This is a genomic window from Microcoleus sp. B6-A1 (genome assembly GCF_036705085.1).
Taxonomy (GTDB): Bacteria; Cyanobacteriota; Cyanobacteriia; order Cyanobacteriales; family Microcoleaceae; genus Microcoleus.
Map to the genome: position 1 here is coordinate 75,577 of NZ_JAUBTU010000016.1, position 22,810 is coordinate 98,386.

A 22,810-nucleotide genomic window follows, 5' to 3' on the forward strand; every position below is an offset into this window, starting at 1 on the left:
GGACGCCCACTCCACAATAATTTCACTAAGAGTGAAACACCGAATTTCACTCTTTGTGGAACAGGCATCTTGCCTGTTCTGGAGAATGGTTTAAGATGTTAATTTCATCAAACTTGACTGTAAAATTTAGATGCGCCTGGGCTTAGTGAAGCAATACTACTGACAAATAACAACTAACTTATTGTCACGATCGAGGTCTTCCGAGACTTGTAATATAAAGCACAGCCTCACCCGCAGGAATACCGAGAACGTCATTGACACGATCGTCAAAAAAGCCCCCGATACCGCTGACACCCAAACGCAGTTGCATAGCTGCTAAATTCAACCGCTGGCCCAAATGACCCGCGTCCATGTGCAAATAGCGGTAAACTCGATCGCCATATTTTGCTACAGCCCTGTTCAAATCCGCCGTATGAAACAACAGCGCCCCCGCATCTCTGCCCAAGTCTTGCCCCAAACACAAAAAATGCAGTTCCCTGCGGAAATTTTTAAACCGAATTTGCCGCAATTCTTGAGCTTTCGGAGCGTAATAGTAACAGCCTTCTTCTAACCCATGCACTCCCGAAACAGCAATAAAAGTCTCGATCAAACTTAGATCGAAATAGTCTGGATAACCGTCTAATCCTTGGTCGATATAGTGCTGCGGCTGGTAAGTAAAATCCAGCATAGCTAGCAGTTCGCCCAAGCTCAAAGAAGCACCTGTATAAGCACGGGTCGAACGCCTTTTGAGCATAGTGTTTTCTAAAGTTTCCAGGTTCACTCCCCAAGGAATCGAAGGAGTGACCGTCGAAACTTTAGTACAAAATGGAAAGTTGTATTTATCCTCTAGTACCCCTTCACTTTCATCAACTTTCCAGCCGTCTGATCCGGTAGGGTCTGATTCTAAATGCGTGGCTTTGTGGAGGTATTTTAACAGTTGACCTTCGGAAATTTTTGGGTAATCTGTCGTGGTATTTCCGGGCAAAGCGGTTTTAAATTTAGGCAAGTTTTGGTCAATATCTAGCAAGTCGGCTAAAGCAAGTACACAAATCGCTCCTTCTTGCTCCGAGTCGATGTACAGTAATTCATTGACAGCTTCGTCGGCGAATCCTCCAATCAGGTGAGGTCGGTAATCGTTGACGGCGCAAGCTAACTCGATATTGCTCAATAAATGGCCAGTGTCTAGAAAAATTCGCCGATAAGCTCGGTCTTCGTAACGCCAAGAAGAACGGAAAAAAACAGTGGTAATGGCGATCGCCAATTGGGTATTTTCTAGCGCTGGCGACTGGAAACAAGCTGCTTGCAAAGTCGGCCAAACTTGACTGTCCCAAAAATGAACAAGTGAATGAGTTCTGCACTGATAATTGTAGAGTCCGGCCGGCAACTGGGCAGTGCCACGGGAGATTAAATAAACCTCTGCTGGGTAGAGTCCACCCGCCGACGGTGCGGATCGCAAATACAGGTAGCTGTCGTCTACCGTCTGCACTTTCGCCGTCAACCCGTAGCTGCACAGCAACAAGCTAGATAACCGATGCCACCAAGCGGCATCGGGATCGGCATCGGCATCCTCCGAGGGGTCTTTTAGATAAGGCTTGAGGTCAAAATACGCTCCAATTTTATATTCTTTGAAAGGCACAGGTTGCTCTGTCCAATCTAGCTGTTTACTTTTAGCAGCAATGGTTTCAGGGTCGTATTTTGTCCGTTCGTGGTAGTGCTGAGCAATGGAGAGAGGAAGTTCTGGCATATTTCAGTAGAGGATTGGCTTTGGTTTCTCGATCGATCTTGACATTACTAACCGCTTACTGGTTGAGCAAGGCAGAAATTTACAAATATAAAAAAAATCTTAGAAAAAATGCGACTGTTGTTACACAAGCTTAACATAAGAATATGCCTAAGTATAAATACGCAGAATAATAACCATTAATTACTGTTATGGATTGGCTGCAGTAGCTGTCGTCATGAGGAATGAAAATGCAAAAGCTAAGCGCTGAGGAATTGCTTGCTCAGTATGCTGATGGCCAGCGAAACTTTAACGCCGTTGACTTAAGTGAACATAACTTGTTTCAAGCAGATTTGACAGAAATAAATCTTTCTGGTAGCGTTCTGAGGCGAGCTTATTTGCCCTACGGAAATTTGACTCAAGCCAATCTTTATAAAACTGATTTGCAAGATGCTGAATTGGGCGACATTCAACTTTATCAAGCTAACTTGTCGGAAGCAACTTTATCAAGAGCCAACTTATCAAGAGCAAATTTGCGTCACGCCAATTTGCAAGGTGCTAATTTGCAGAAAGCCAATTTGCAAGGTGCCGATTTGTACAATGCAGATTTGACTAAGGCCGATTTGAGATATGCGGATTTGAGCCGAGCTAACTTGGAGAAAGCAAAGTTAAGCCAAGCTCAATTAGCGGGCTGCAACTTATTTCGATCGCGCTTGGTTGATTTGTCGGAAGCCGAGTGCGATCGCACTACTATCGGGCCCGAAGGGTATTGAGGATTTGCAGCGGCTAATCTAGGGCGTAGGGCGATCGGCTTAATTAGTCCCTCGCCCTTTTTAAATTTTCTTAACATTTCTCGACAGGCGGGAAAATGTGAGTTACAGTCGTAGAGAACTTATCGATCCGCAACATTGACAATAAATAACACATTTTTCCAGCGGAAAACAGGCTAAAATTTATGAATTCTCCTGACAACAAATCCCGAGAACTCCGGCGCAAAGAACAAGAACTGCGGAAGCGAGAACAAGAAATTCGGCTCCGCGAACTAGAATCCGAAATCGACCGCTCCGTGCCAGAACATCTAACAAGCAAGTACCAAGAACCAGACAGCCAAGTTAACGGCAAACTCAAACAGTGGCGCAGAAAAATTATAGCAGCCGCTCAATTTACAGGCATTGTCATTGCTGTTATCGTTGCAGTTCGCATAGCATCTTGGCTGGCAGCCGCGCTGATAGTGGGAGGCATTGCTTGGATCGCTTACAAAATGTTTATTGAAGAAGACAAAAGTTGAAAAGCTCAAGCAGGAAACTATCAGAAAACAGCCATGAACCTTAAAGTAGAAACTAGCAACTTTCTCAACGATTTAGAGCGAGTAGCCGCCGTGCGCCGAGAAATTGCCACTCGCCTCAGCAACATCGCCACAGCCATCAACCAATCAGAATTAGCAGGAGGAGAAGCATCGGGAAAACTCGGTTTAGAAACAGACAACGCCGACATTGATGTCGCCAGTAAAAACTTGCGCCAAGGAGTCTTTCGGCTGCTAGTGCTAGGCGACATGAAACGCGGTAAAAGCACTTTTCTCAATGCGTTAATCGGCGAAAACTTACTGCCCAGCGATGTAAATCCCTGTACAGCTTTGCTGACGATTTTGCGCTATGGTTCAGAAAAAAAAGTCACCGTTTATTTCAATGACGGCAAAAGCCCAAAACAGCTAGATTTTAAAAGTTTTAAACAGAACTACACAATTGACCCCGCTGAGGCAAAACGCTTAGAAGAAGAAAAGAAACCAGCATTTCCAGATATCGATTGCGCCGTAGTAGAATATCCCTTACCTTTGCTAGAAAAAGGCATAGAAATAGTAGACAGTCCCGGACTTAACGATACAGAAGCCCGCAATGAATTATCTCTCGGTTACATCAACAACTGCCACGCTATTTTGTTTGTGCTCAGGGCAACTCAGCCTTGCACAATGGGCGAAAGACGCTATCTAGAAAATTACATCAAAAATCGCGGATTGAGCATTTTCTTCCTGATAAATGCTTGGGATCAGGTGCGGGAAAGTTTGATAGACCCGGATGATCCTGAAGAATTAGCAGAAGCAGAAGGGAAACTGCGGCGGGTTTTTCAAGCTAATTTGGCTGAATATTGTTTAACAGAAGGCCACGACATTTACGACGAGCGAGTGTTTGCAATTACCTCAATTAAGGCGCTCAGGTTGCGGATGAAAAACCCGGATGCGAATTTGGCTGGAACTGGTTTTCCCGAGTTTATGGCGGCACTGAATACGTTTTTGACGCAGGAAAGGGCGATTTCGGAATTGCGTCCGGCGAGGACTTTGGCGCGTCAAATCTCTGCTCGTGTCCGCGAAGCTGTTGGGCGCAGATTACCATTACTCGATCGCGATGTCAATGAGTTGAAGGAAAAGATTAATTCAGTTGAGCCGGAGTTTAAAAAGCTGACTCAGATTCGCGATGAATTTCAACAAGAAATTATCGAAGTTAGAGATAGTAAATCACGGGCGATCGCAGATTCTTTCCGCGCCTACGTTCTTAACTTAGAAAATACCTTTGAAACAGATTTCTTACGGTATCAACCGGAACTGAGATTTCTGGATTTCTTCAGCCAAGGCAAGCGAGAAGCTTTTGAAGCATCGCTCAAACGAGCATTCGAGCAGTACATCAATGACAAACTAGCAGCTTGGACTCTCACGGCCGAACAAGAAATGAATTCAGCATTTTCGCAGCTATCGAAAAGTGCCGCAAATTACGGAGCATCTTACACGAAAGTGACTGAAAAAATTACCGAAAAACTGACGGGACAAAAGATACCAGCAGCAGTCAGCAACTCGAACGAAGATAACTCGCCAGGTTGGGCAAAATGGGCGATGGGATTGTTCTCGTTAACGACTGGAAATCTGGCAGGTGTAGCAATGGCAGGAGCGGGTTTTGATTGGAAAAATATCCTGCTCAACTTAATCACTGTGTTGAGCGTCAGTACGATTCTTGCTAGTTTGACGGGGATTGTTTTGGGGCCGCTGTACTTGGCTTTATTGGGGATGGGTGTTGGGGTTTTGCAAGCAGACGGAGCGCACAAACAGTTGGTGAAAGCGGCGAAAAAAGAGCTAGTGAAATATCTGCCGCAGGTGGCTCAAGAGCAGTGGCAGCCGATTCACGATGCTGTGAAAGAGTGTTTTGATGTTTACGGGCGGGAAGTGGGCGATCGCATGAATGCTGATATTACTTCTCGGAAATCAGAGTTAGATAATTTGCTGGAACAAAAGGAATCTCGCGAGATTAATTTTCAGGCTGAATCGCAGCGGTTGAAAAAATTGGAGGCTGATGTTTCTGCCGAGTCGCAGAGTATTGAATCGCTATATCAAGCTTTCCTAGCATCCGCTAAATGAAATAAAACAACAATGCAACAACCCGAAATTTATCAATACCTGACCGACAATCTCAAATCAGCACTCGGTATTCTCGAACTTGAAAAAAACTCCCAACTGTATCGAGATACTACCTCAATCTGCGACTATCTCGCCAAACCAACTTTTCAAATTGCTGTCTTTGGCCCGTTTAACTACGGCAAGTCAACTTTGCTGAATGCAATGCTTGGAAATCGTGCTTTGCCGATCGACCTTGTGCCGACTACAGGTGCTGCCATTTATGTCAACTACGGCGAGGAATTGCACGCAAAAATTACCCTGAAAGACGGCAGGGAAATTAGCGAACGGGGGACTGATGTGTTGAAACGCTACGCCATCCTTGACGACGCGAAACAAATGCGGGATGATGTGGCGGCAGTGAATGTTTACTGTCCCCATCCATTCCTGCAAACCGGTGTGGAATTGCTGGATTTGCCGGGAACCAATGACCGGGAAGAACAGGATAATTTAGTCAGAGATAAATTGCTAACGGCTGATTTAGTTGTGCAGGTTTTAGATGCTCGCAAATTGATGACTTTAGGGGAACGGGAGAACTTGAGAGATTGGTTGAGCGATCGCAACATCAACACTGTCGTCTTTGTTGCCAATTTTCTCAATCTACTCGAACCAGACGACCAAAAACAAGTTTACAATCGCTTGTTGTTTGTTGCCGAAAGTTTTCGCTCGAACTTGCCGAACAATATCAGCAATATCTACCGCGTCGATGCTTTGCCGGCTTTGAGGGCGAGGCTGAAAGGAGATGTGGCGGCCGCCCAAACTACAGGAATTGCCAGCTTTGAATCGGCTTTGCAAAGTATTGTGGCAGCTCAACAGGAACAACTAGCAGTTAAGTTGCCCAGAATTGAAGCTATAGCTACTAAAATTTGCCACTCTCTCCGAGCCAAAGCTGAAACTGTCACCGCAGAAATAGCCGCAGCTCAAAAGAAGCACAAAGACAAAATTGAAATTAAACAAAAAGCCGAAAAACTGATATCAAAAGGCTTTCAAGCCAGCGTTTCCGACTTCGAGATTTGGCTTTACCAACCCACACTTTTGCAGCGGTATCAATCGGAAATGGCGCTGTCGCTCCAGGAAGGAAGTTTTGACGCCTGGAAGCTAAAATTTGAGCGAGAGGTCTTACATCAGCAGCAAACCATCGCAGAATGGGTAAATAAAGCTTGCGAATTCTTTGAGAAAGAACAGCCGATCGCACTTTTGATTTCCTTTCCTCCATCCCCGCAAGTCAGTTTACCGGAGCCGCCGCCACCTCCAGCTCAAAAGTCGATCGAGGGCGAAGTGACTCCTGTGGCGATCGCCACAGGCTTAGGTTGGCTATTGGGCGGGCCCGTGGGAGCCGCAGTAGTCGGCGGTGCTAGCTATATTTTGAATAAAAGAACAGGGTATGAAAAGCCGCCTGAATCGTCAGAAGCTTATCTAAATCAAGTAACGGAAATTTGCAGCGAGGCTGCTAAAAACTATCTCGCTCGCTTCAGTACCGATACTTTTTCCATGCTGCAACACTACAAGGAAATCGCCGGAAAAGTTATCTGTTTTCAAGACAGCAAAGAGCCATTAAATATGAATTTTCAACAGTACCAGTTACAGTTAGTAAATAATTTAATCGATAACTTAGAAGCACAATTGGAGAGAACAAAAGTTATATGATTTGAGATTTTATATTACTTTCATGGCACTATCAAATCATCAATAACAGGCAAGATGCCTGTTCCACAAAAATTCAGTTTTATTGTGGGAAGAACAGGCTTTCCGGCCTGTTCTTCAAAAATTCAGTTTTATTGTGGGAAAAACAGGCTTTCCGGCCTGTTCCACAACAATTCAGTTTTATTGTGGAACGGGCATCTTGCCCGTTCCTAAAAATAATGAAACATCGGAGTTCTAATCAGTCACTGCTTTAACTTCCTTCAAATGACCAAATCTGTAATTAACGGCAAATGATCCGAACCGACATTGCGGCCAGTACGAATCTTCAAAACACCAATTTCTTTGCTGACTAGAAAGTGATCGATCGGAATATAAGCCAGCGGCATAAAAGTCGGCCAAGTCGGTAAAATGCCAAAGCCCGATCGCGCATTTCGCAGGTTTGCGGTTTTTACCATATTTTTGTAGAATGGCGACCACATTGTGGTATTTAAATCTCCAACCACAATCAGCGGATTTTTTACTTGGGCTGCATACTCGCCGATGCCTGCTAGCTGTTGGTTGCGATTGATAAAACTCTCCTGTTTGACTGGCACAGTCGGATGAGCAAGAATCAGAGAAATGATTTTACCTTGAAATTTAACATCCGCCGACAAGCTCTTTCTTCGCTTTGAAAAGGCTTGAACCGAAGAATTTTCTAAAGGCAGCTTGCTGTATATTGCACTGCCAAATCTCTCAGATTCTTGCTGGGTAGAAGAGTAAGGAAAAATCTCGCTTAAAACTGATAACTGTTTTGCCCAAGATGAGTTGACTTCTACAAAAACCGCGATATCAGGTTGTTCTGCTTTAACCAGCGATATCACCTCAGAATATCGCCGATTAGCCCTTAAAACATTTGAATGCAAAATCCGCAAGTTGTGTCCGGGATTTGCTCCGGCAACTGCTGGCGCTGGAAAATACCAAGGAACAATTTCCGCCAAATTAATGATAATGCAAAATGCGCTCACCAGCAGCCATTTTTTTTTTGAGCGCACGAGAGCGAAGAATATAAAAGTAGAGAAACCAACCAGCAGATATTGTAGTTTAAAATGAGAACTCAATTCAAAAAAAATGTTGAATTCTCCCAAATAACCGACTATTGACAATACGGCATTTACAGTTGCTGCGATAATAAACCATTTTAAAATTATGTGCTTCAAGCTAAGGTTTTTGTTGGGATTGCTGTGCATCACCGCCCATTTCAGCTTAATTTTGAGGTCGTTGGTAATCGGCAATTTATCAATTTCTGTTACCAGTTGTTCTGGCTGTTCCAACACTCGCCGTTTTTGATAAAACCTCACCAGCAAGCTATCTACCACAAAATAACTAAAATAATTGGCAATAAATCCTACAAATACCAACACACCTAAACCGATCAGCATACCAAAGGAACCGCCGACTTTGACCAAACCCGACCAAACGGCTGCATCACCTGTTTTCCCTGTAGCTGCTATAGCTATAAATAGCATTAAAGCCGGCAATCCGAGCGTGATTGTGTTTCTGATGATAGAGTCCATTATACAATTTTAGATTTTAGATTTTAGATTTTAGATTGGGAATGAATCATGCAGTTTTTAGGGCAATGCACACCCCACCTATTGACTTAAGATCGACTTTACAAAATTGGGATACTCCTTAAATTTCATAGATTTCTAAGGGTAAGTTGTCGGGATCTCTGAAAAATGTAAACCGTTTTTGTGTAATCTCGTCAAGGCGAATGTTTTCTACTTCTACTTGTTGGGATTTTAAGTAAGCAACGGATGCTTCTATGTCCTCCACTGCAAAAGCTAAATGTCTCAAACCGCAAGCTTCAGGATTGTTAACTCTTTCAGGAGGATGGGTAAATGAGAAAAGCTCGATGGTGTCGCCGTTTCCGACTCGCAAATCTAGTTTGTAAGAATTCCTCTCGGTTCGGAAAGTTTCTTTGATAATGGAACATCCCAATACTTCTACATAGAATTTTTTCGACACTGCGTAATCCGAGCAAATAATCGCCACATGATGGATTGCTTTTATTTTCATCTGAATAAAGTTAGTTAGTTTTGTTTTTCTGATATGCTGCACCATTCTCAATAAGCTTTTTATGAACAGGCTGGACGGCCTGTTCCACAAAAAAATTTACTCTTTGTGGAACAGGCCGTCCAGCCTGTTCTTGAGAATCGTGCAAGATGTGAGGTTTTTTCAAATGCACAGCACGCTATTGACAATTATATTTGACGATCGCAGACTCCGCCACCAACCCCGCTAAATTCAGCGCGAGATCCCTTTATTTTCCCCCGCTCAAATCTTAATAAAAAAAATTCTGTAAAAAAAGTACCCTACCTTGATAAAATGAGAGTTTTGCAGTCAATCACCCAATTTGCATCTCAGGAGACAAGCACTATGGCCCGTATGTATTACGACACCGACGCGAACCTAGACCTCTTAGCCAACAAAACGGTGGCTATCATCGGTTACGGTTCCCAAGGACACGCCCACGCGCTTAACCTCAAAGACAGTGGCATGAATGTCGTTGTCGGTTTGTATCCCGGTAGCAAATCTGCCGCCAAAGCAACCGACGCGGGTTTAACAGTTCACCCGGTAGACAAAGCAGCCGCCGCCGCTGACTTCATCATGATTTTATTGCCTGATGAAGTTCAAAAAACTATTTACAAAGAACAAATCGAACCGAACCTTTCTGAAGGAAATGTTTTAGCATTTGCTCACGGTTTTAACATTCACTTCGGCCAAGTTGTTCCCCCTGCCAATGTAGACGTAGTAATGGTTGCCCCCAAAGGCCCAGGACACTTGGTGCGACGGACTTACGAACAAGGGGAAGGTGTTCCGAGTTTGTTTGCAGTATATCAAGATGCTTCCGGTCAAGCGCGCGATCGGGCAATGGCCTATGCTAAAGGTATCGGCGGCACCAGAGCCGGCATCCTGGAAACCACTTTCCGCGAAGAAACAGAAACGGATCTTTTTGGCGAACAAGTAGTTTTGTGCGGCGGTTTGAGCGCCTTAATTAAAGCTGGATTTGAAACTTTAGTTGACGCCGGATACCAACCGGAATTAGCTTATTTTGAATGTTTGCACGAAGTTAAACTTATCGTTGACTTAATAGTAGAAGGAGGCCTCGCCAAAATGCGCGACAGCATCTCCAATACCGCAGAATACGGCGATTTAACTCGCGGCCCCCGCATCGTCACGGATCAAACCCGCGCCGAAATGCGTAAAATTCTCAGCGAAATTCAATCCGGCCAATTTGCCCGCGAATTCGTTCTCGAAAACCAAGCCGGCAAACCGGGCTTTACCTCCATGCGCCGTCAGGAAGCAGAACATCCTATTGAAGAAGTTGGTAAAGATTTGCGAGCTATGTTTAGCTGGTTGAAAAAGCACGCCTAATCAATTTTAGATTTTAGATTTTAGATGGGAAGACCAATCTAAAACAGTCCTGGAGGCATAACCTCTATCTGTAGGGTGTGCATTGCACACCTTACTGCTTTGAGGAAAATCTAAAATCTCAAGTTTAATCGATTTGAGATTGGAGGAAAAATCTCAAATCTACAATCTCAAATCGTCTTGTTTGGCTGTGCTTCGCTTAACCCAACCTACAAGAAAATGGCTAGGTATTATTAGAGAAACCGGGTTTCTCGCTGGTAGCTCAAAACTATCGACTGGGACTAGGACTTTTTTCCAAGTTTTCAATCTCCTTCTCCCTTTGCTTGTTTGAATCTTTCGGCTTCACCCACGAAGGCCACAACCCGACGAAGAACTTTCGACTTGCTACGCTAGTATCTCTTACAGGTTTGGGGAGAAAAGTTAAAGTGTCACCGTAAAGGGTAAACAGGGCTACAAACAGCAGCAATAGCGGGATAATATTTTTTTTAGGCATCGCAGTTTGGGAGTAGAGTTTGTGAAAGCGGTTGCTTATATTTTGCCCTTGCACGGACAAAAAATATCAGAAATAGCTTAAGAAGAAAAATAGACCTCAGCAATCTCGGACGCGGCCGTGCCGTTTCCCTACCCCAAAATCATCAATCTTCTTCGATGAAAGATGTAACCATCGCCCGATTAATTGTAGGAAAACGGCACGGCCCGGTGTCCTGACTGTGGGTAATATCAATTCCGATGTCACCGGATTTGATATTATATCATGTCCGATCGATTGACCATAATATCCCCGCAGGGGCGGGTTTTTGAGATTGTCAATTATTGGCAGATATTGTTGGTGAACCCGCCCCTACCTAATTTCGGGTAATTGACCGGAGATCATATTAGTTAATGACTAATGACTAATGACTAATCACTAATCACTAATCACTACTTATTCCCTTGAATAAAAGTTTGCACTACTGTATGAATTTCCGGGGAAATTTCTGTTACGAGCCGCACCGGGATTGCCGCTGTGGAAGCTAATTGCGCGTATTCGGGCGTAAGAAAAACTGCATATTTGTCAGCTTCTGCTGTCAGTTGAGCGACCGTGGCTAAACTTATAGCTTTAATATAATTGCGTATGCTAACAGCTTGGTCGCCGACAACTTCATCGCCGCTAATTACTGTGTTAGGTCTGCGAACTTGGTTTAAAGTTGTACTCGGATCTTTGACGCTTAAGTGCGTTCCTCCTACAAAACCAACTAGCCATTTAGGAGATGGAATTTTCGGAAAGCCGGCAATTTGTTCTGCTAAGGCGGGAGTTGTTTTGTCCGCAGAAGATGCTACTATTAAGGTGGGAATCTTAATTTTACTTAAGCCCGTTTCTCCAAATAATAATGATGCGATCGGATTCATGGCGATCGCCCTTTTAATCCTGCCATCTCGCAATTGATACCGTTCTTCGGGCAATCCAGCCGCCGCGCACTGAATGCCTTCGCCTAAGCTGAACCCAATCAAATCCCCCTGACACCTTTGTTTGAGTCCGCTCAATTGCAGTTCGGCGCCGGCCACGGACAAGGCTGTAGCGCCTCCAAAGGAATAACCAATTATTACCGATCGGTCGATCGCAATTTTCCCCTGCAAGTTATCATCAGTTTGGTTCAATTTTGTCAGTTCGTCGAGTACAAAACTGATATCTTTGGGACGGTCTAAAAACTCTTGAGGAGCTAGCAACGGACACTTCCCCGCCATCGCAGCATTGGTATTCGTCTCGTTGCTGCCCGGATGTTCTAAAGCTGCTACCACATAGCCGTGAGACGCCAAATGCTCGGCTAAATAGCGCAAATCCGTGCGGACGGAACCCAAGCCGTGAGAAAAGACGATCGTCGGTTTGTCGGCTGTCGCAGCTTCCGACCAGTACACATCAACTGGAATAGGTCGATTGCGGGCGCTATCGTTCAAATCTAGCGCCCGTACCTGCACGACATTAGGGCCGGGCAGGGTTGGATCGAAAGGCAGCTTAAACGCGGGTTTAACCGCTGCTAACTGAGGTGCGATCGCCGCCATAAAGCGCTGAGTTTGCCAAAAACTTACGTTCATATTTCCCAAAACTGCGAAAGCTCGATCGAGATCCACCACGACCCGCGAGCTCGGATAAGATTCAATGAAACTCAATATCGATAAGCCTTCCGGCGCCTTTGCTCCCTGCACCAGAGCGGCTCGCAGCGCTTCCACACCCCCACCGTCGCGCCTGGGTATGACAGTAGTCAAATCCGTCAGGATGCCAGTGCCGATCCCCGTATTTAGCAAGTTGCTCAGGCCGACTACATTAAGGGGAATTTTCGCTTGCAGCGCCCGAAAAATTTTACTCCGCTGTTCGTCAGACAAGAGATTGGCATAAGCTTGCAGTTTTGCCGGGACTTTTCCTGTTTCTGCGAGTTCGCGCAAATCCGCAACCGATATTGACGTTTCTAAAATACCTTTGCGGATAACAACCGTTTCTGCCGCTTTTACAGAGGATGTCGCGTCGCTGAAAGTGCCGATCGAAATCGAACCCAAAACACTCGCCACTGAAGAAAACCATCTGAAATTTGGTCTGATGCTCATTTTTACCTTATTGAACTAGAGGGGGTATATCACCATATTCTCAAAATTCTCCCAGATAGCGAGAAATTGTCCTAGATGCCGAGAAATTGCCTGCATCGGAGTGCGATCGAAATTAGTTTGGAAAAGTGCGATCGTCCGGGCTTTAGGCGGGTTGTTTTTGAATGATTAAACCGCAGAGGGCGCAGAGGGCGCCCAGGAAGAGAAGAGAGAGATAAATAGTGTCGGTACCCACGGATTTGATATTAATCGGCAGCCCGAAACTTACAAACTTCGGGAGTTAGTTATCTCATGGACGGTTGCATCGGATGGATGAGGATTAAATTTTAACAGCAGATCAATGCAGATTTATAACATCATCTGCGGTTCAAATATTCCTCAAGATACAGGAAAATAAACAACAAGCATCGAAATATTTTGGTGAGTCCGGGCGATCGCTTCCGGTTCTTTGAGAGTTCCTGGTTTTTCCCACATATTCTGTTGCTGAGAAATTGTTGTTAAAATCAGCAAATCGTGTTCTAACAAATTCTGCGAAACTAGCTTGATAAAATTTCCCCGCACCCGATTTACTGGTATCTCAGAGAGAATTTCCACCTCCGCCCCACTTTGGTTGCTTTTCTCCCGTTGTGTCGCCACCAACAACACTTGCAAACTCGCCTTAAGTTCCTCAGCCAAACTCTTAGCAATACCCACGGTTTCCTGAAATCCAAACCGAGTCAACTCGCTGTCAGTTACCGCCAAAATAACTCTGGCTGTATTCTGGAGAGGATCGGGAAATCGAGCAATCAGTACGGGTACGGGCGATCGCCTTACCACATTGTCAATGATGCTGCCAAAAAAATTGTCGCGAGTCGTGGAAAATCCCTTCCAACCGCAAACTATTAAACTAGCCTCGCGTTCGGTTGCACTCCGCAGAATTCCGCGATCGATCGCATCATCTATCCTCGCGATCGGTTCAACCGCACAAGCAGCAGCATGGGCGACAGTTTCCGCAGCCGTCAAAAGTTGAGTTTGCTGCATTTTATCTGCCGGTGAAATTGCTTCCCCGCGATCGGACAAAATATGCAGCGGCAGCAAAGTTCCGTGAGATGTTTTTGCTAAAATCAAAGCCAAACGCAGCAAATTATCTTCCGTATTCGGATTAGCAACAGGCACTAAAACTCGGTCTCCCCAGGAATGCTTTCCCGAAGTAGCAGCCGGCAAACTCGACCCCGGCTGCTGCATTTGTTGACCCCACCGAGATACAATCCAAGGAGAAGCGACACAAGTTACTAAAATCATGGCAATGATGCCGTTCACCGTTACGCGATCGACCAATTTAATCTCAAAAGCAACCGTAATCGCCGCCAAAGTAGAAGCAGCTTGAGCAACAGAAAGACCGAACATTACCATAATGCTGGGAAACTCAAAACGAAATAATTTCCCCGGTATCCAAGCTGCCAAAAACTTGCTCACCACCTCAGCTAAAATCATCACCGCCGCCACCAACAAAGACTGCGGCTGCTTTACCAAAATTAGCGGGTCAATTAACATCCCCACAGAAATCAGAAAAAACGGCACAAACAGCGTATTGCCAATAAACTCAATCCGATTCATCAGGGGACTCATTTTGGGAATAATTTGAGTAATCGCAATCCCCGATAAAAATGCACCAATAATTGCCTCAATTTCAATTAGTTCTGCTGCGTAAGAAACTAGAAAGAGGGTTGCCAATACAAATATAAATTCTGCATTTTCGTCGTGCCCAAATTTCTTAAAGAACCAGCGACCGATTTTGGGAACTCCCCACAAAGTACCAAAAGTGTAGATAGCAAGAGATGGAATTAGAAACAGCCAAAAATCGAGAGTGAGATTTCCTTTGAAAGCTTTGACAACAATGGCCAGCACCAACAATCCCAACACATTCGTAATTAAAGTCCCGCCCAAAGTCGCAGTAATAGTCTGAGTTCGCATCAATCCCAATTTTGTGAGAATTGGCAGCGCTAAAAGGGTGTGCGTAGCAAAACAAGAAGCGACTAAAATTGCAGCCAGCCAGCTATATCCCAACAGCAGCATCGCTGCTGTCCCCAATATCATCGGTAGCGAAAAAGTAGCCAGCCCAAAAATGACAGCTTTGTCCGCATTGAGTTTGAGGTCGTCGAGGCTAGTTTCCAGTCCCGCTAGGAACATCAAAAACAGCAATCCTACAGTACCTAACAAAACAATAGTAGCGTCCCGTTGCAGCAAATTGAGACCGTTGGGCCCGACGATTACGCCAGCAATAATTAAACCGACTATTCCCGGTAGTCGCAAGCGCTCAAATAACAGCGGCGCGAGTAGCATGATTGCTAAAAGAACTAGAAAAACGGGAACGGGAGCGGTAATCGGGCCGGAAGTTAACATAAATTTCACCCTAAATATTGGCAGCGAACTGCTACCATATTTAAAAGGAAATAATCAAAATGTCTATCAATCTAAAGAGGTATTATCAATAATCGACAGCGTAATTTTTAATAAGTAAGCCTGGGCGGGAGCAACGGGCTTTATTGGTAAAATATGGGTTTGATGACTAGAAATTGAGTGCTTCACGAACTCCGATAAAAAAACTATCTTTTTCAGTCTGGGAGGCACAAAAACCCGGTTAAGAGTCAAAATAACAGGTTGTGAGCGATCGACGTTAACGCCAAAACCGGGTTTTTGTGCCTATTTGCGTCCACCACTATTTAGGTATCAAATGCAGGGGAGACAGGCATATATTCCCCAGATGGAGCTTGGCAAACTCGGTCTAATTCAGAAACCCGGTTTCTGAATTAGACCGGGTTTTTCACCACCACAGACAATTTAAATGGGTTAGTCTTGGACGCGCACAAACGCGGTTTTAACGCAGCATACTTAGCCGTATCCTTACGGTAGCTAAGTATGTATTTGTTGTCAAAATTTGTCCATCTAATTTGCAATAAGAGGCTAAGCGAGCGACACAATACTAGCTCGCTCGTAAGGCAATCTGTTTGTCGGCAAAACCTCCAGATTAATTTGCAACGAATCCAAAGCCGGATTTTCGGCTAGCAGCTTTTGCGTCAAACTCTTATTAAGAATTTCCCAGAAATCTGTTTCATTGGGATAATTAGTCAAGAAACTATCGATGCTTTTGTAAATCGGCACAAAGTCTGGATACTCATCCTGCGTAATTCCTGGTTTGTACTGATATTTGACATCCATATTGAGGTTATTCAAACCCTGGTGATCGATCGAGTAATTAGGAATCTTGAAATCCCATGCTTCACCTAATTTACCATCTTGAGTGCGAGTAACGGTACTGCTGCGATCGTAAGGCAATCGGTTCGTCGGTAAAACATCCAAATTAACCGTCACCGACGAAATTGCCGGATTGTCAGCAAGCACTTTTTCGGTCAGATTTTTGTTAACAATTTCCCAAAAATCAGTTTCGTTCGGGTAGTTAACTAAAAGATTGTCAATGCTCTTGTAAATCGGCACAAAATCAGGATACTCAGAATTTTGAATCCCGTCTTTGTACTGATAATTTACATCAATATTCAGGTTGTTTAACCCTTGATGATTAATTGGGTAATTTGCCAATGTAAAATTCCATTTCTGCGTCAGTTGAGCATCGGACGGAAAGAAAGAAATTCCTATTGGACGCTGTAGCTTGCTGTCGGGAGGGACAAAAATAGAACTGTTACTCGATCCAGGATTTCCCGATATTGGCAGCGGTTCGTCAGTCTTGCCATTATACCGCAAAACAGCGCCGGCACCGTTAGCATTAGCGCGGTTGTCAAAGCCAACTGCAAACAAATTGCCGATCGGCGAAAAGGCCAAACTACCTACATAATTGCTACTGGGCGAAGTATCAGTATAATTGGTAGATAAAACCTTGACCAATTCCCCACTTTTTAAATTGTAGCGCCTGATATCGTTAGCAAAATCGCTGACATAAAGGTCGCCGTCAGCGGGCCCGATTGCCATTCCCAAAAGACTTGTAAATCCCTGACTCCGAGGCGAAGGATCGGGCGAAGCAAAGATACTTAACTGCCGGGTTTGCGGGTTGTAACGCAGCACCTGACTGGGGAAACCTGCGCTATAATCTGCTTTACCATTGCGAGCAACACTCCCCTGCGTTGTCACATACAAATTGCCGTCAGGAGCAAACAGTAAACCGTTCGGGCCATTCAATCCTCCCGCTTGCTGATTTCCCGAAGCAAATACATCAATAAACTGTCCTGTTTTGGCGTTATATCGCAGAATTTGGTCACTCAAAAAACTGCTGACATAAAAATTACCGTCAGGGCCAAAAGCTAAACCGTAAGGGCGAAACAATCCGCCAGTTTCATCGACCGCCGTGTTCGGATTATCCCCGACAAACTTGTCAATAAATGCGCCAGTAATTCCGTCATACCGCAATACCGCAGATGCTGTCGGTTCTCCCGAATTTCCGGGCTTGTCGCCGCTAGTAACGTAAATGTCCGACTTATCATCGCCATTGCCATCTGGCCCAAAAACGATCGTATCTGGATTGGACAAACCGCCGCTTCCCGGTGGAATAAATTCGCCTAGAAAATTGCCGGTATTGCCGTCAAACCGAAGTACATTATTTCCCCGGCTATTGCCAACTAGGAAAGTTCCTTGAGGATTGCTGGGTTGAGTGCGAGTAACTTTGCTGGTGCGGTTGTAGGGCAAGGTTTGGCTTGGCAGAACGTTGAAATCTATCTTGATTGCCGCCAATCCAGGATTTTCGTTGAGGATATTTTGAGTCAAGTTTTTATTGACAATTTCCCAAAAATCAGTTTCGTTCGGATATGTGGTTAAAAAGTTATCAATGCTCTTGTAGATTGGCACGAAATCGGGATATTCATTGGGAGCGATTTCCGGCTTGTACTGGTAATCTATATCGAGATTGAGCTTGTTCAATCCTTGGTGATTTATTGCGTAGTCTTTGACTGAAAAATTCCAATCTTCTGTGATTTTGCCCGATTGACTGCGGAAAACTGTACTGGCGCGATCGTAGGGCAATCTCTCTGTTGGCAAAACTTCCAGTTGAATCGTAACATCTGTCAGTACCGGATTTTCATTAAGCACCTTTTCTGTCAAATTTTTGTTTAGAATTTCCCAAAAATCTGTTTCGTTCGGGTAGTTAACTAGGAAATTATCAATACTTTGGTAAATGGGAACAAAATCTGGATATTCGTTCGGGGTAATTCCCGGTTTTAACCCGTAACCAACTTTGAGGTTGAGGGTGTTTAAACCTTGGTGTTCGATGGTGTAATCTTTAAAATTGAAAGCCCAGTTTTCATCAGGAAATAGGGAAGAAGTTTGGGATAGGGAGAGTTCACCAACAGGTAAAGCCATCCCTGTCAGTTCGTCTATCTCACCTTGAGTGGAGGTAGCGGTCTGGGATTTTAGACTACTATCAACTTTAATATTGTCGCTTCCTGACGATTGGAGACCGAAGTCGGTGGATGGCCCAAAAAGGCCGTTAGCGAAGCCCTCGTAGAGGATCGCACTACCAGTCGCAGCCGCCGCCCCATCGGGTTTTTGAGTCAAATCGTAGCTGGTATTAAATAAACCATTGGTATCGCCGACGGCACTTTGGCTGATCCGATTTAAGCGATCGAACTTACTGAATAAGTCTAGTATTTCCGCTGAAACACCCGCAACATTTCCCGGAATCGGATTTTCTGGAAACCGTCCTGCTGTGTTAAACATAAGCTATTTTTTTAGATACACCCGCCATCGGGAATTAATTTGAAAGAATTATACCCTCTTTTCCAAACAAGTCAAGTACATTAAGAAGTGTTTTATATTTTTTTATTACCCAAATTAAACCTGAAATTTGTCCCCTTTCTCAATCCTATCGTTTGCCGTTGCATCAATATTGTTCAAATGTCAAACAGTCAACAGTCAATAAAAATTTATGCGAAAAACCCGATTTCTAGTTCCCCGCACACAAATCCTGATTTGGCATACCCCTAAAACAGGGAAACGTGCTTTTATCCCTTGCTATTCCCTATTTAAAATCTAAAACCGGGAAAGGTTTCGCCGCTTCCATCTGCGCCGCTAAAGCAATTAAAGTTGCTTCCGCCGCCGGCCGCCCGATAATTTGAATTCCCACGGGCAAACCGTTGTTATCTAAAAGGGCAGGAAGTGCGATCGCAGGCAAACCGCTAGCATTAAACGGCGGACAAGGAGCTACCCAATTAATAATGCGCTGCAAAGTTTCTTCAAAACTCAAATCCGCCCACTCCCCAACCCGGATTGGCGAGTGCATATAAGTCGGCAAAACTAACACATCAAATTTTTCAAAGAATCCCACAATCCGCCGTGAAATAACCTGCATTTGATTCACCGCCCGTAAATATTCCCCAGCCGAAATAGTTCTTTCTAACAGCCAGCGATTCATCGGTTCCAAAGCAGGGCCTGGAATGCCGCTTGCCGCCGCCCCAGACTGCCAAATTGCGATAAACGGTTCGATTAAACCCGTAAAATCAGGGCATCCCGGTTCGACATCGTGACCCAAATCAGTCAGTAACTTAACGGTTTCGAGTACCGCTTGCTGACAGATAGCCGAAGCCTCGCCCACAGGGGAAATACTGGTAGAAAAAGCAATTCGTAGCTTGCCTAACTCTTGAGTGGAAGCCTCTAAAAACGTCGGATTTGAATCGGGTAGCCAGTACGGATCGCCTGTTGTGTAGCCTGACATCACGTCCAAAAGTGCGGCGGCGTCAGCTACAGTGCGCGCCAGTGGCCCGTTGGCCGAAATGCCGCTGAGGTAATCTCCGACAGGTGCCCAGGAAACTCGCCCCCGCGACGGTTTAATGCCCACTAAACCGCAGCAGGAAGCTGGGCCTCGAATCGAACCGCCGCCGTCTGAACCTTGGGCGATCGCACACAAACCCGCTGCTACAGCGGCCGCTGAGCCTCCGCTGGAACCTCCGGGCGTATACTCTAAATTCCAGGGATTGCGCGCCCGCAGGAAACCTGGGGGTTCGGTGTAAGGTAATGAGCCAATTTGAGAGGTGGCTGTTTTTCCCAGAATGTTAAATCCTGCTGCTTTGATCCGCCATACTACTGACTCGTCGTAGGCAGAGATGTTACCCAGCAAAGCCTGAGTGCCGTAAGTACACGGAACGCCGGTAACTGGTGTCAAGTCTTTAATCGCAATGGGCACTCCGAAAAAAGGTGGCAATTCCTGTGGCTTGTTTAACCCAGCTAGTTGTTCGGTTTGAGATTTAGCTAGGGCGATCGCCCGCTCGGCCGTTACTGTAAAATAACTGCCCAGCTCAGGGTTTAATCGCTCAATGCGTTCCAAGTACAGATTTACAATTTCTAAAGGCGACACTTCCAGGGTGCGGATCGACTCCGCCAACTCCAGAGCTGGAGTAAAAGCCCGATCGACAGAATTCATCCCTTTAACTCCTTAATATTTTGTAAAGTATCAATTTATACTGCTTTGCTGCGGAAAACTTTTTTCATTAAAAAAAATTATCCAAAAATGTGGAGAATCCATATTCGGGCGTATCGAGAGCGATCGCATCCTCCAATTGGCAGAATATTTCCTTATTAGTGCAGCACTACGACCCCCTCTTAGGATAGACTGAGAACAACAGTTAAGCTTTTGTGCAAGAGACGCACAATGGCGATCGGCATTGTTCAACTCCCACAAATCATCTGTTCGAGTCAGCCTTCTCACCAACTTAAGGTAGCGCATATGACACAACAGCATCCGCCAGCTCCTCGCCCGCCCGTACCCGGAGCCCCCCCACCGCCCGGAATGCCCCGCCCTCCAGCTCCCGGGATGCCCCCCAGAGCAGCAGGAATGCCACCAGCACCGCCGCCCGCACCAGCACCAGCAGCGCCACCCGCACCAGCGCCGCAATCCTTCGCCACACCTAAAAGCCCGATATCTAGCAGCGGCGGAGCTCCGACTTTGAAAGAGCTAGTCATGCGAGCCAAAGAAGAAGGAGTATCCGACCTTCACCTCGGAGTAAACGAAGTTCCCCGCTTCCGCAAGCGGGGCGAGATTGCCGACATCGGCTATCCACCGACGGATTTAGATACGTTTTTTGGCTGGTTGCGGGAGTGCATGAGCGATGAAGAAATTGAAATTTTCCAAAAAACCCTAGACTTTGACGGCGCTTTCGACTTCGGGTTCGTCCGCATTCGGATCAGTTGCATGGACTCCTTGGCCGGCCCGGCAATGGTACTGCGGCTAATTCCTGCCAAAATCTTGACAATGGAGGAATTGAAACTGCCGGAGGTATTTAGGAAAATATGTGGCTACCACAAAGGGCTGATTTTGGTGACAGGCCCGACAGGTTCGGGTAAGTCTACCACGTTGGCCGCGATGATCGACTACATCAATAAGAATAAAGCCTACAATATCATCACGATCGAAGACCCGGTAGAATTCGTACACGAAAGCAAAAAATCCTTGATTAAGCACCGGGAAGTCGGCAGGCACACCCTCAAGTTTATGAGCGCTCTCAAAGGCGCTCTGCGACAAGACCCGGATATGCTGCTAGTAGGAGAAATTCGGGACAGAGAGACGGTGGAAATTGCCCTCAAAGCCTCTCAGACCGGTCACTTAGTTGCAGGAACCCTGCACACGAACAGTGCGGTTAAGACCCTGAACCGGATTCTTGATATGTTCGGGGCGGAAGAACAGGATGCCATACGGGTTTCAATTTCCGAATCCCTAGTGGCGATTATTGCTCAACTGCTGTGCAAAACCACAGACGGAAAGCGGGCTGCTTTCCACGACGTTATGATCAATACCGACGTGGTTAAGGAATACATTCTGAAGGGCCAGAATGAGGAAATCAATCAAATCATGATCAAAGATACTTATGAAGGCATGACGACGATGAATAAGTCGCTCTACGGCCTTTATCAAGAAGGTCGGATTACTGAAGAACTTTGTGTAGAGAACTCGCCGTTCCCGAACGAAATGGCTCAGATGCTCCGAGGTCGAGTCTAAAGGTCGAGTGTTAACTGTTAACTGTTAACTGTTAACTGTTAACTGTTAACTGTTATTGGTGTACTGAATTGAAAGTCGATCGCCCTATTTTGCCAGAAATTTTCAAAGGCATTGCGCTGTTTACACCAGGGGGAGACTTAATCTATTGCATAGACCCCCACAAGCAAACTCGCTGGCATTTGCAGTTGTGCGTAGCTCTACAGGAGATCCTCGGTTTGTCGGAACCGCCGCATTTTCTGATACCTTGCTACACGGCAACCGTTGACTCCTGGCTCGATCCAGGCGATCGGCAGGTGCGGGTTGCTGCGGAGGCTTACCCCCCCGTGCTGCGACATCAAACGCTGCTGAACGCCATTTTTGGGACTGGCGACTTAGTGTGGCATCCCCGCAGCGAAGAAATGTGCGAACCGATGGCGATTGCTACTTATCACGAACAATTCCCCGAACTTTGGGAAAATCACGACTTAGTTGTACAGTATGCCAGCTCCGAAGCTCGATCGGACTGGAACAGTTCGATAGTAACTCCCTTGGGCTTTCCGCCATCGCAGCAGACTCGGCTTCCCAAACCAACAGCACTCACCCCACCGCCACAAACTCAAGGGTACGTTTTGCGTCTGTTTGTTTCCGGCAGCAACCCCAGCACCGAACGCACCCTCGAAACTTTACACCAGTTCTTAGAGAAATGCCTCGATCGTCCCTACACTTTAAAAGTAATTGATGTTTTGAAACATCCAGACCAAGCTGAGGCAGATCAGATTTCAGCAACTCCTACTTTGATTAAAATCTGGCCGAAACCCGTGCGACGAATTGTCGGCGAATTGAACGATAATGAAAAAATAGTGCGGCTGCTGAGCTATGCGGAATTTTAGATTGGGGCGAGGATATTTGCCATTATTTAATAGGGGCGATCGCGGTTTTAGTAGCGATAGAATTCACAACATTTATTCATTCATTCCTGCACCCAAAAAGTGGTTTGGCTTTCTACTTAGGAGCGCGAATTAAATAACTTACAATTTTAATTGTTATTGTGGGATGGGCGTCCCGCCCGTCCTTTTTGGACGGGCGGGAC

General features: G+C 45.5%; 14 protein-coding genes. 7 read left to right on the forward strand and 7 right to left on the reverse strand.

Annotation, left to right across the window (positions count from 1 at the left end):
- Window positions 1-184 precede the first annotated feature (184 nt).
- Complete coding sequence (locus QUB11_RS08210) at window positions 185-1,723, reverse strand: SagB/ThcOx family dehydrogenase (RefSeq protein WP_333199488.1); 1,539 nt, start codon at window positions 1,721-1,723, stop codon at window positions 185-187.
- A gap of 227 nt (window positions 1,724-1,950) precedes the next feature.
- On the opposite strand from QUB11_RS08210, the gene QUB11_RS08215 reads away from it, so the two are divergent.
- The 4 genes from QUB11_RS08215 (at window position 1,951) to QUB11_RS08230 (ending at window position 6,782) form a co-directional block, all read left to right on the forward strand.
- The gene (locus QUB11_RS08215) at window positions 1,951-2,472 is read left to right on the forward strand and encodes a pentapeptide repeat-containing protein (RefSeq protein ID WP_333199486.1); all 522 of its coding nucleotides are present in this window, start codon (window positions 1,951-1,953) and stop codon (window positions 2,470-2,472) included.
- 182 nt (window positions 2,473-2,654) lie between these two features.
- Window positions 2,655-2,987 carry a hypothetical protein gene (locus QUB11_RS08220; RefSeq protein WP_333199484.1) on the forward strand — a complete coding sequence of 111 codons (333 nt, stop codon included), beginning with the start codon at window positions 2,655-2,657 and terminating at the stop codon, window positions 2,985-2,987.
- Window positions 2,988-3,020: 33 nt separating this feature from the next.
- Window positions 3,021-5,099: a dynamin family protein gene (locus QUB11_RS08225; protein WP_333199481.1), complete on the forward strand. Its 2,079-nt coding sequence runs from the start codon at window positions 3,021-3,023 to the stop codon at window positions 5,097-5,099.
- A 12-nt stretch (window positions 5,100-5,111) separates the two neighbouring features.
- Window positions 5,112-6,782 (forward strand): dynamin family protein, encoded by a 1,671-nt coding sequence (locus QUB11_RS08230; protein ID WP_333199479.1) that lies wholly within the window; start codon window positions 5,112-5,114, stop codon window positions 6,780-6,782.
- Window positions 6,783-7,039: 257 nt separating this feature from the next.
- Here the strand turns inward: QUB11_RS08230 and QUB11_RS08235 are convergent, their stop codons facing one another.
- Both QUB11_RS08235 and gloA2 read right to left on the reverse strand, forming a co-directional pair.
- Window positions 7,040-8,332, reverse strand: coding sequence for an endonuclease/exonuclease/phosphatase family protein (locus tag QUB11_RS08235; RefSeq protein ID WP_333199475.1), 1,293 nt, complete (start codon window positions 8,330-8,332; stop codon window positions 7,040-7,042).
- Between the two features lie 118 nt (window positions 8,333-8,450).
- A complete protein-coding gene (gloA2, locus tag QUB11_RS08240; protein WP_333199473.1) occupies window positions 8,451-8,837 on the reverse strand; it encodes an SMU1112c/YaeR family gloxylase I-like metalloprotein in 387 nt (128 codons plus the stop codon).
- Window positions 8,838-9,146: 309 nt separating this feature from the next.
- Between gloA2 and ilvC the strand changes: the two genes are divergently transcribed.
- Window positions 9,147-10,196, forward strand: coding sequence for a ketol-acid reductoisomerase (gene ilvC / locus QUB11_RS08245; RefSeq protein ID WP_333199471.1), 1,050 nt, complete (start codon window positions 9,147-9,149; stop codon window positions 10,194-10,196).
- A 918-nt stretch (window positions 10,197-11,114) separates the two neighbouring features.
- Here the strand turns inward: ilvC and QUB11_RS08250 are convergent.
- From QUB11_RS08250 to QUB11_RS08265, 4 genes are all read right to left on the reverse strand, one after another.
- Complete coding sequence (locus QUB11_RS08250) at window positions 11,115-12,773, reverse strand: alpha/beta hydrolase (RefSeq protein WP_333390245.1); 1,659 nt, start codon at window positions 12,771-12,773, stop codon at window positions 11,115-11,117.
- A 375-nt stretch (window positions 12,774-13,148) separates the two neighbouring features.
- The gene (locus tag QUB11_RS08255; RefSeq protein ID WP_333390247.1) at window positions 13,149-15,152 is read right to left on the reverse strand and encodes a cation:proton antiporter domain-containing protein; all 2,004 of its coding nucleotides are present in this window, start codon (window positions 15,150-15,152) and stop codon (window positions 13,149-13,151) included.
- 561 nt (window positions 15,153-15,713) lie between these two features.
- Window positions 15,714-18,470: an NHL repeat-containing protein gene (locus tag QUB11_RS08260; protein WP_333390249.1), complete on the reverse strand. Its 2,757-nt coding sequence runs from the start codon at window positions 18,468-18,470 to the stop codon at window positions 15,714-15,716.
- Between the two features lie 301 nt (window positions 18,471-18,771).
- Complete coding sequence (locus QUB11_RS08265) at window positions 18,772-20,169, reverse strand: amidase (protein WP_333199461.1); 1,398 nt, start codon at window positions 20,167-20,169, stop codon at window positions 18,772-18,774.
- 303 nt (window positions 20,170-20,472) lie between these two features.
- Here QUB11_RS08265 and QUB11_RS08270 point away from each other — a divergent pair, with 303 nt between their 5' ends.
- Entirely contained in the window at window positions 20,473-21,741 is a 1,269-nt protein-coding gene (locus QUB11_RS08270) for a type IV pilus twitching motility protein PilT (protein WP_333199459.1), read from the forward strand.
- Window positions 21,742-21,809: 68 nt separating this feature from the next.
- Window positions 21,810-22,610 carry a circadian clock KaiB family protein gene (locus QUB11_RS08275; protein ID WP_333390251.1) on the forward strand — a complete coding sequence of 267 codons (801 nt, stop codon included), beginning with the start codon at window positions 21,810-21,812 and terminating at the stop codon, window positions 22,608-22,610.
- The last annotated feature ends 200 nt before the right edge of the window (window positions 22,611-22,810 follow it).

Bases quoted from the DNA above. Each gene is read 5' to 3' on its own strand.
- QUB11_RS08210 (WP_333199488.1), bottom strand. From the start codon at position 1,723: ATGCCAGAACTTCCTCTCTCCATTGCTCAGCACTACCACGAACGGACA.
- QUB11_RS08230 (WP_333199479.1), top strand. From the start codon at position 5,112: ATGCAACAACCCGAAATTTATCAATACCTGACCGACAATCTCAAATCA.
- QUB11_RS08250 (WP_333390245.1), bottom strand. From the start codon at position 12,773: ATGAGCATCAGACCAAATTTCAGATGGTTTTCTTCAGTGGCGAGTGTT.
- QUB11_RS08215 (WP_333199486.1), top strand. From the start codon at position 1,951: ATGCAAAAGCTAAGCGCTGAGGAATTGCTTGCTCAGTATGCTGATGGC.
- QUB11_RS08265 (WP_333199461.1), bottom strand. From the start codon at position 20,169: ATGAATTCTGTCGATCGGGCTTTTACTCCAGCTCTGGAGTTGGCGGAG.
- gloA2 (WP_333199473.1), bottom strand. From the start codon at position 8,837: ATGAAAATAAAAGCAATCCATCATGTGGCGATTATTTGCTCGGATTAC.
- QUB11_RS08255 (WP_333390247.1), bottom strand. From the start codon at position 15,152: ATGTTAACTTCCGGCCCGATTACCGCTCCCGTTCCCGTTTTTCTAGTT.
- QUB11_RS08270 (WP_333199459.1), top strand. From the start codon at position 20,473: ATGACACAACAGCATCCGCCAGCTCCTCGCCCGCCCGTACCCGGAGCC.
- ilvC (WP_333199471.1), top strand. From the start codon at position 9,147: ATGAGAGTTTTGCAGTCAATCACCCAATTTGCATCTCAGGAGACAAGC.
- QUB11_RS08225 (WP_333199481.1), top strand. From the start codon at position 3,021: ATGAACCTTAAAGTAGAAACTAGCAACTTTCTCAACGATTTAGAGCGA.
- QUB11_RS08260 (WP_333390249.1), bottom strand. From the start codon at position 18,470: ATGTTTAACACAGCAGGACGGTTTCCAGAAAATCCGATTCCGGGAAAT.
- QUB11_RS08220 (WP_333199484.1), top strand. From the start codon at position 2,655: ATGAATTCTCCTGACAACAAATCCCGAGAACTCCGGCGCAAAGAACAA.
- QUB11_RS08235 (WP_333199475.1), bottom strand. From the start codon at position 8,332: ATGGACTCTATCATCAGAAACACAATCACGCTCGGATTGCCGGCTTTA.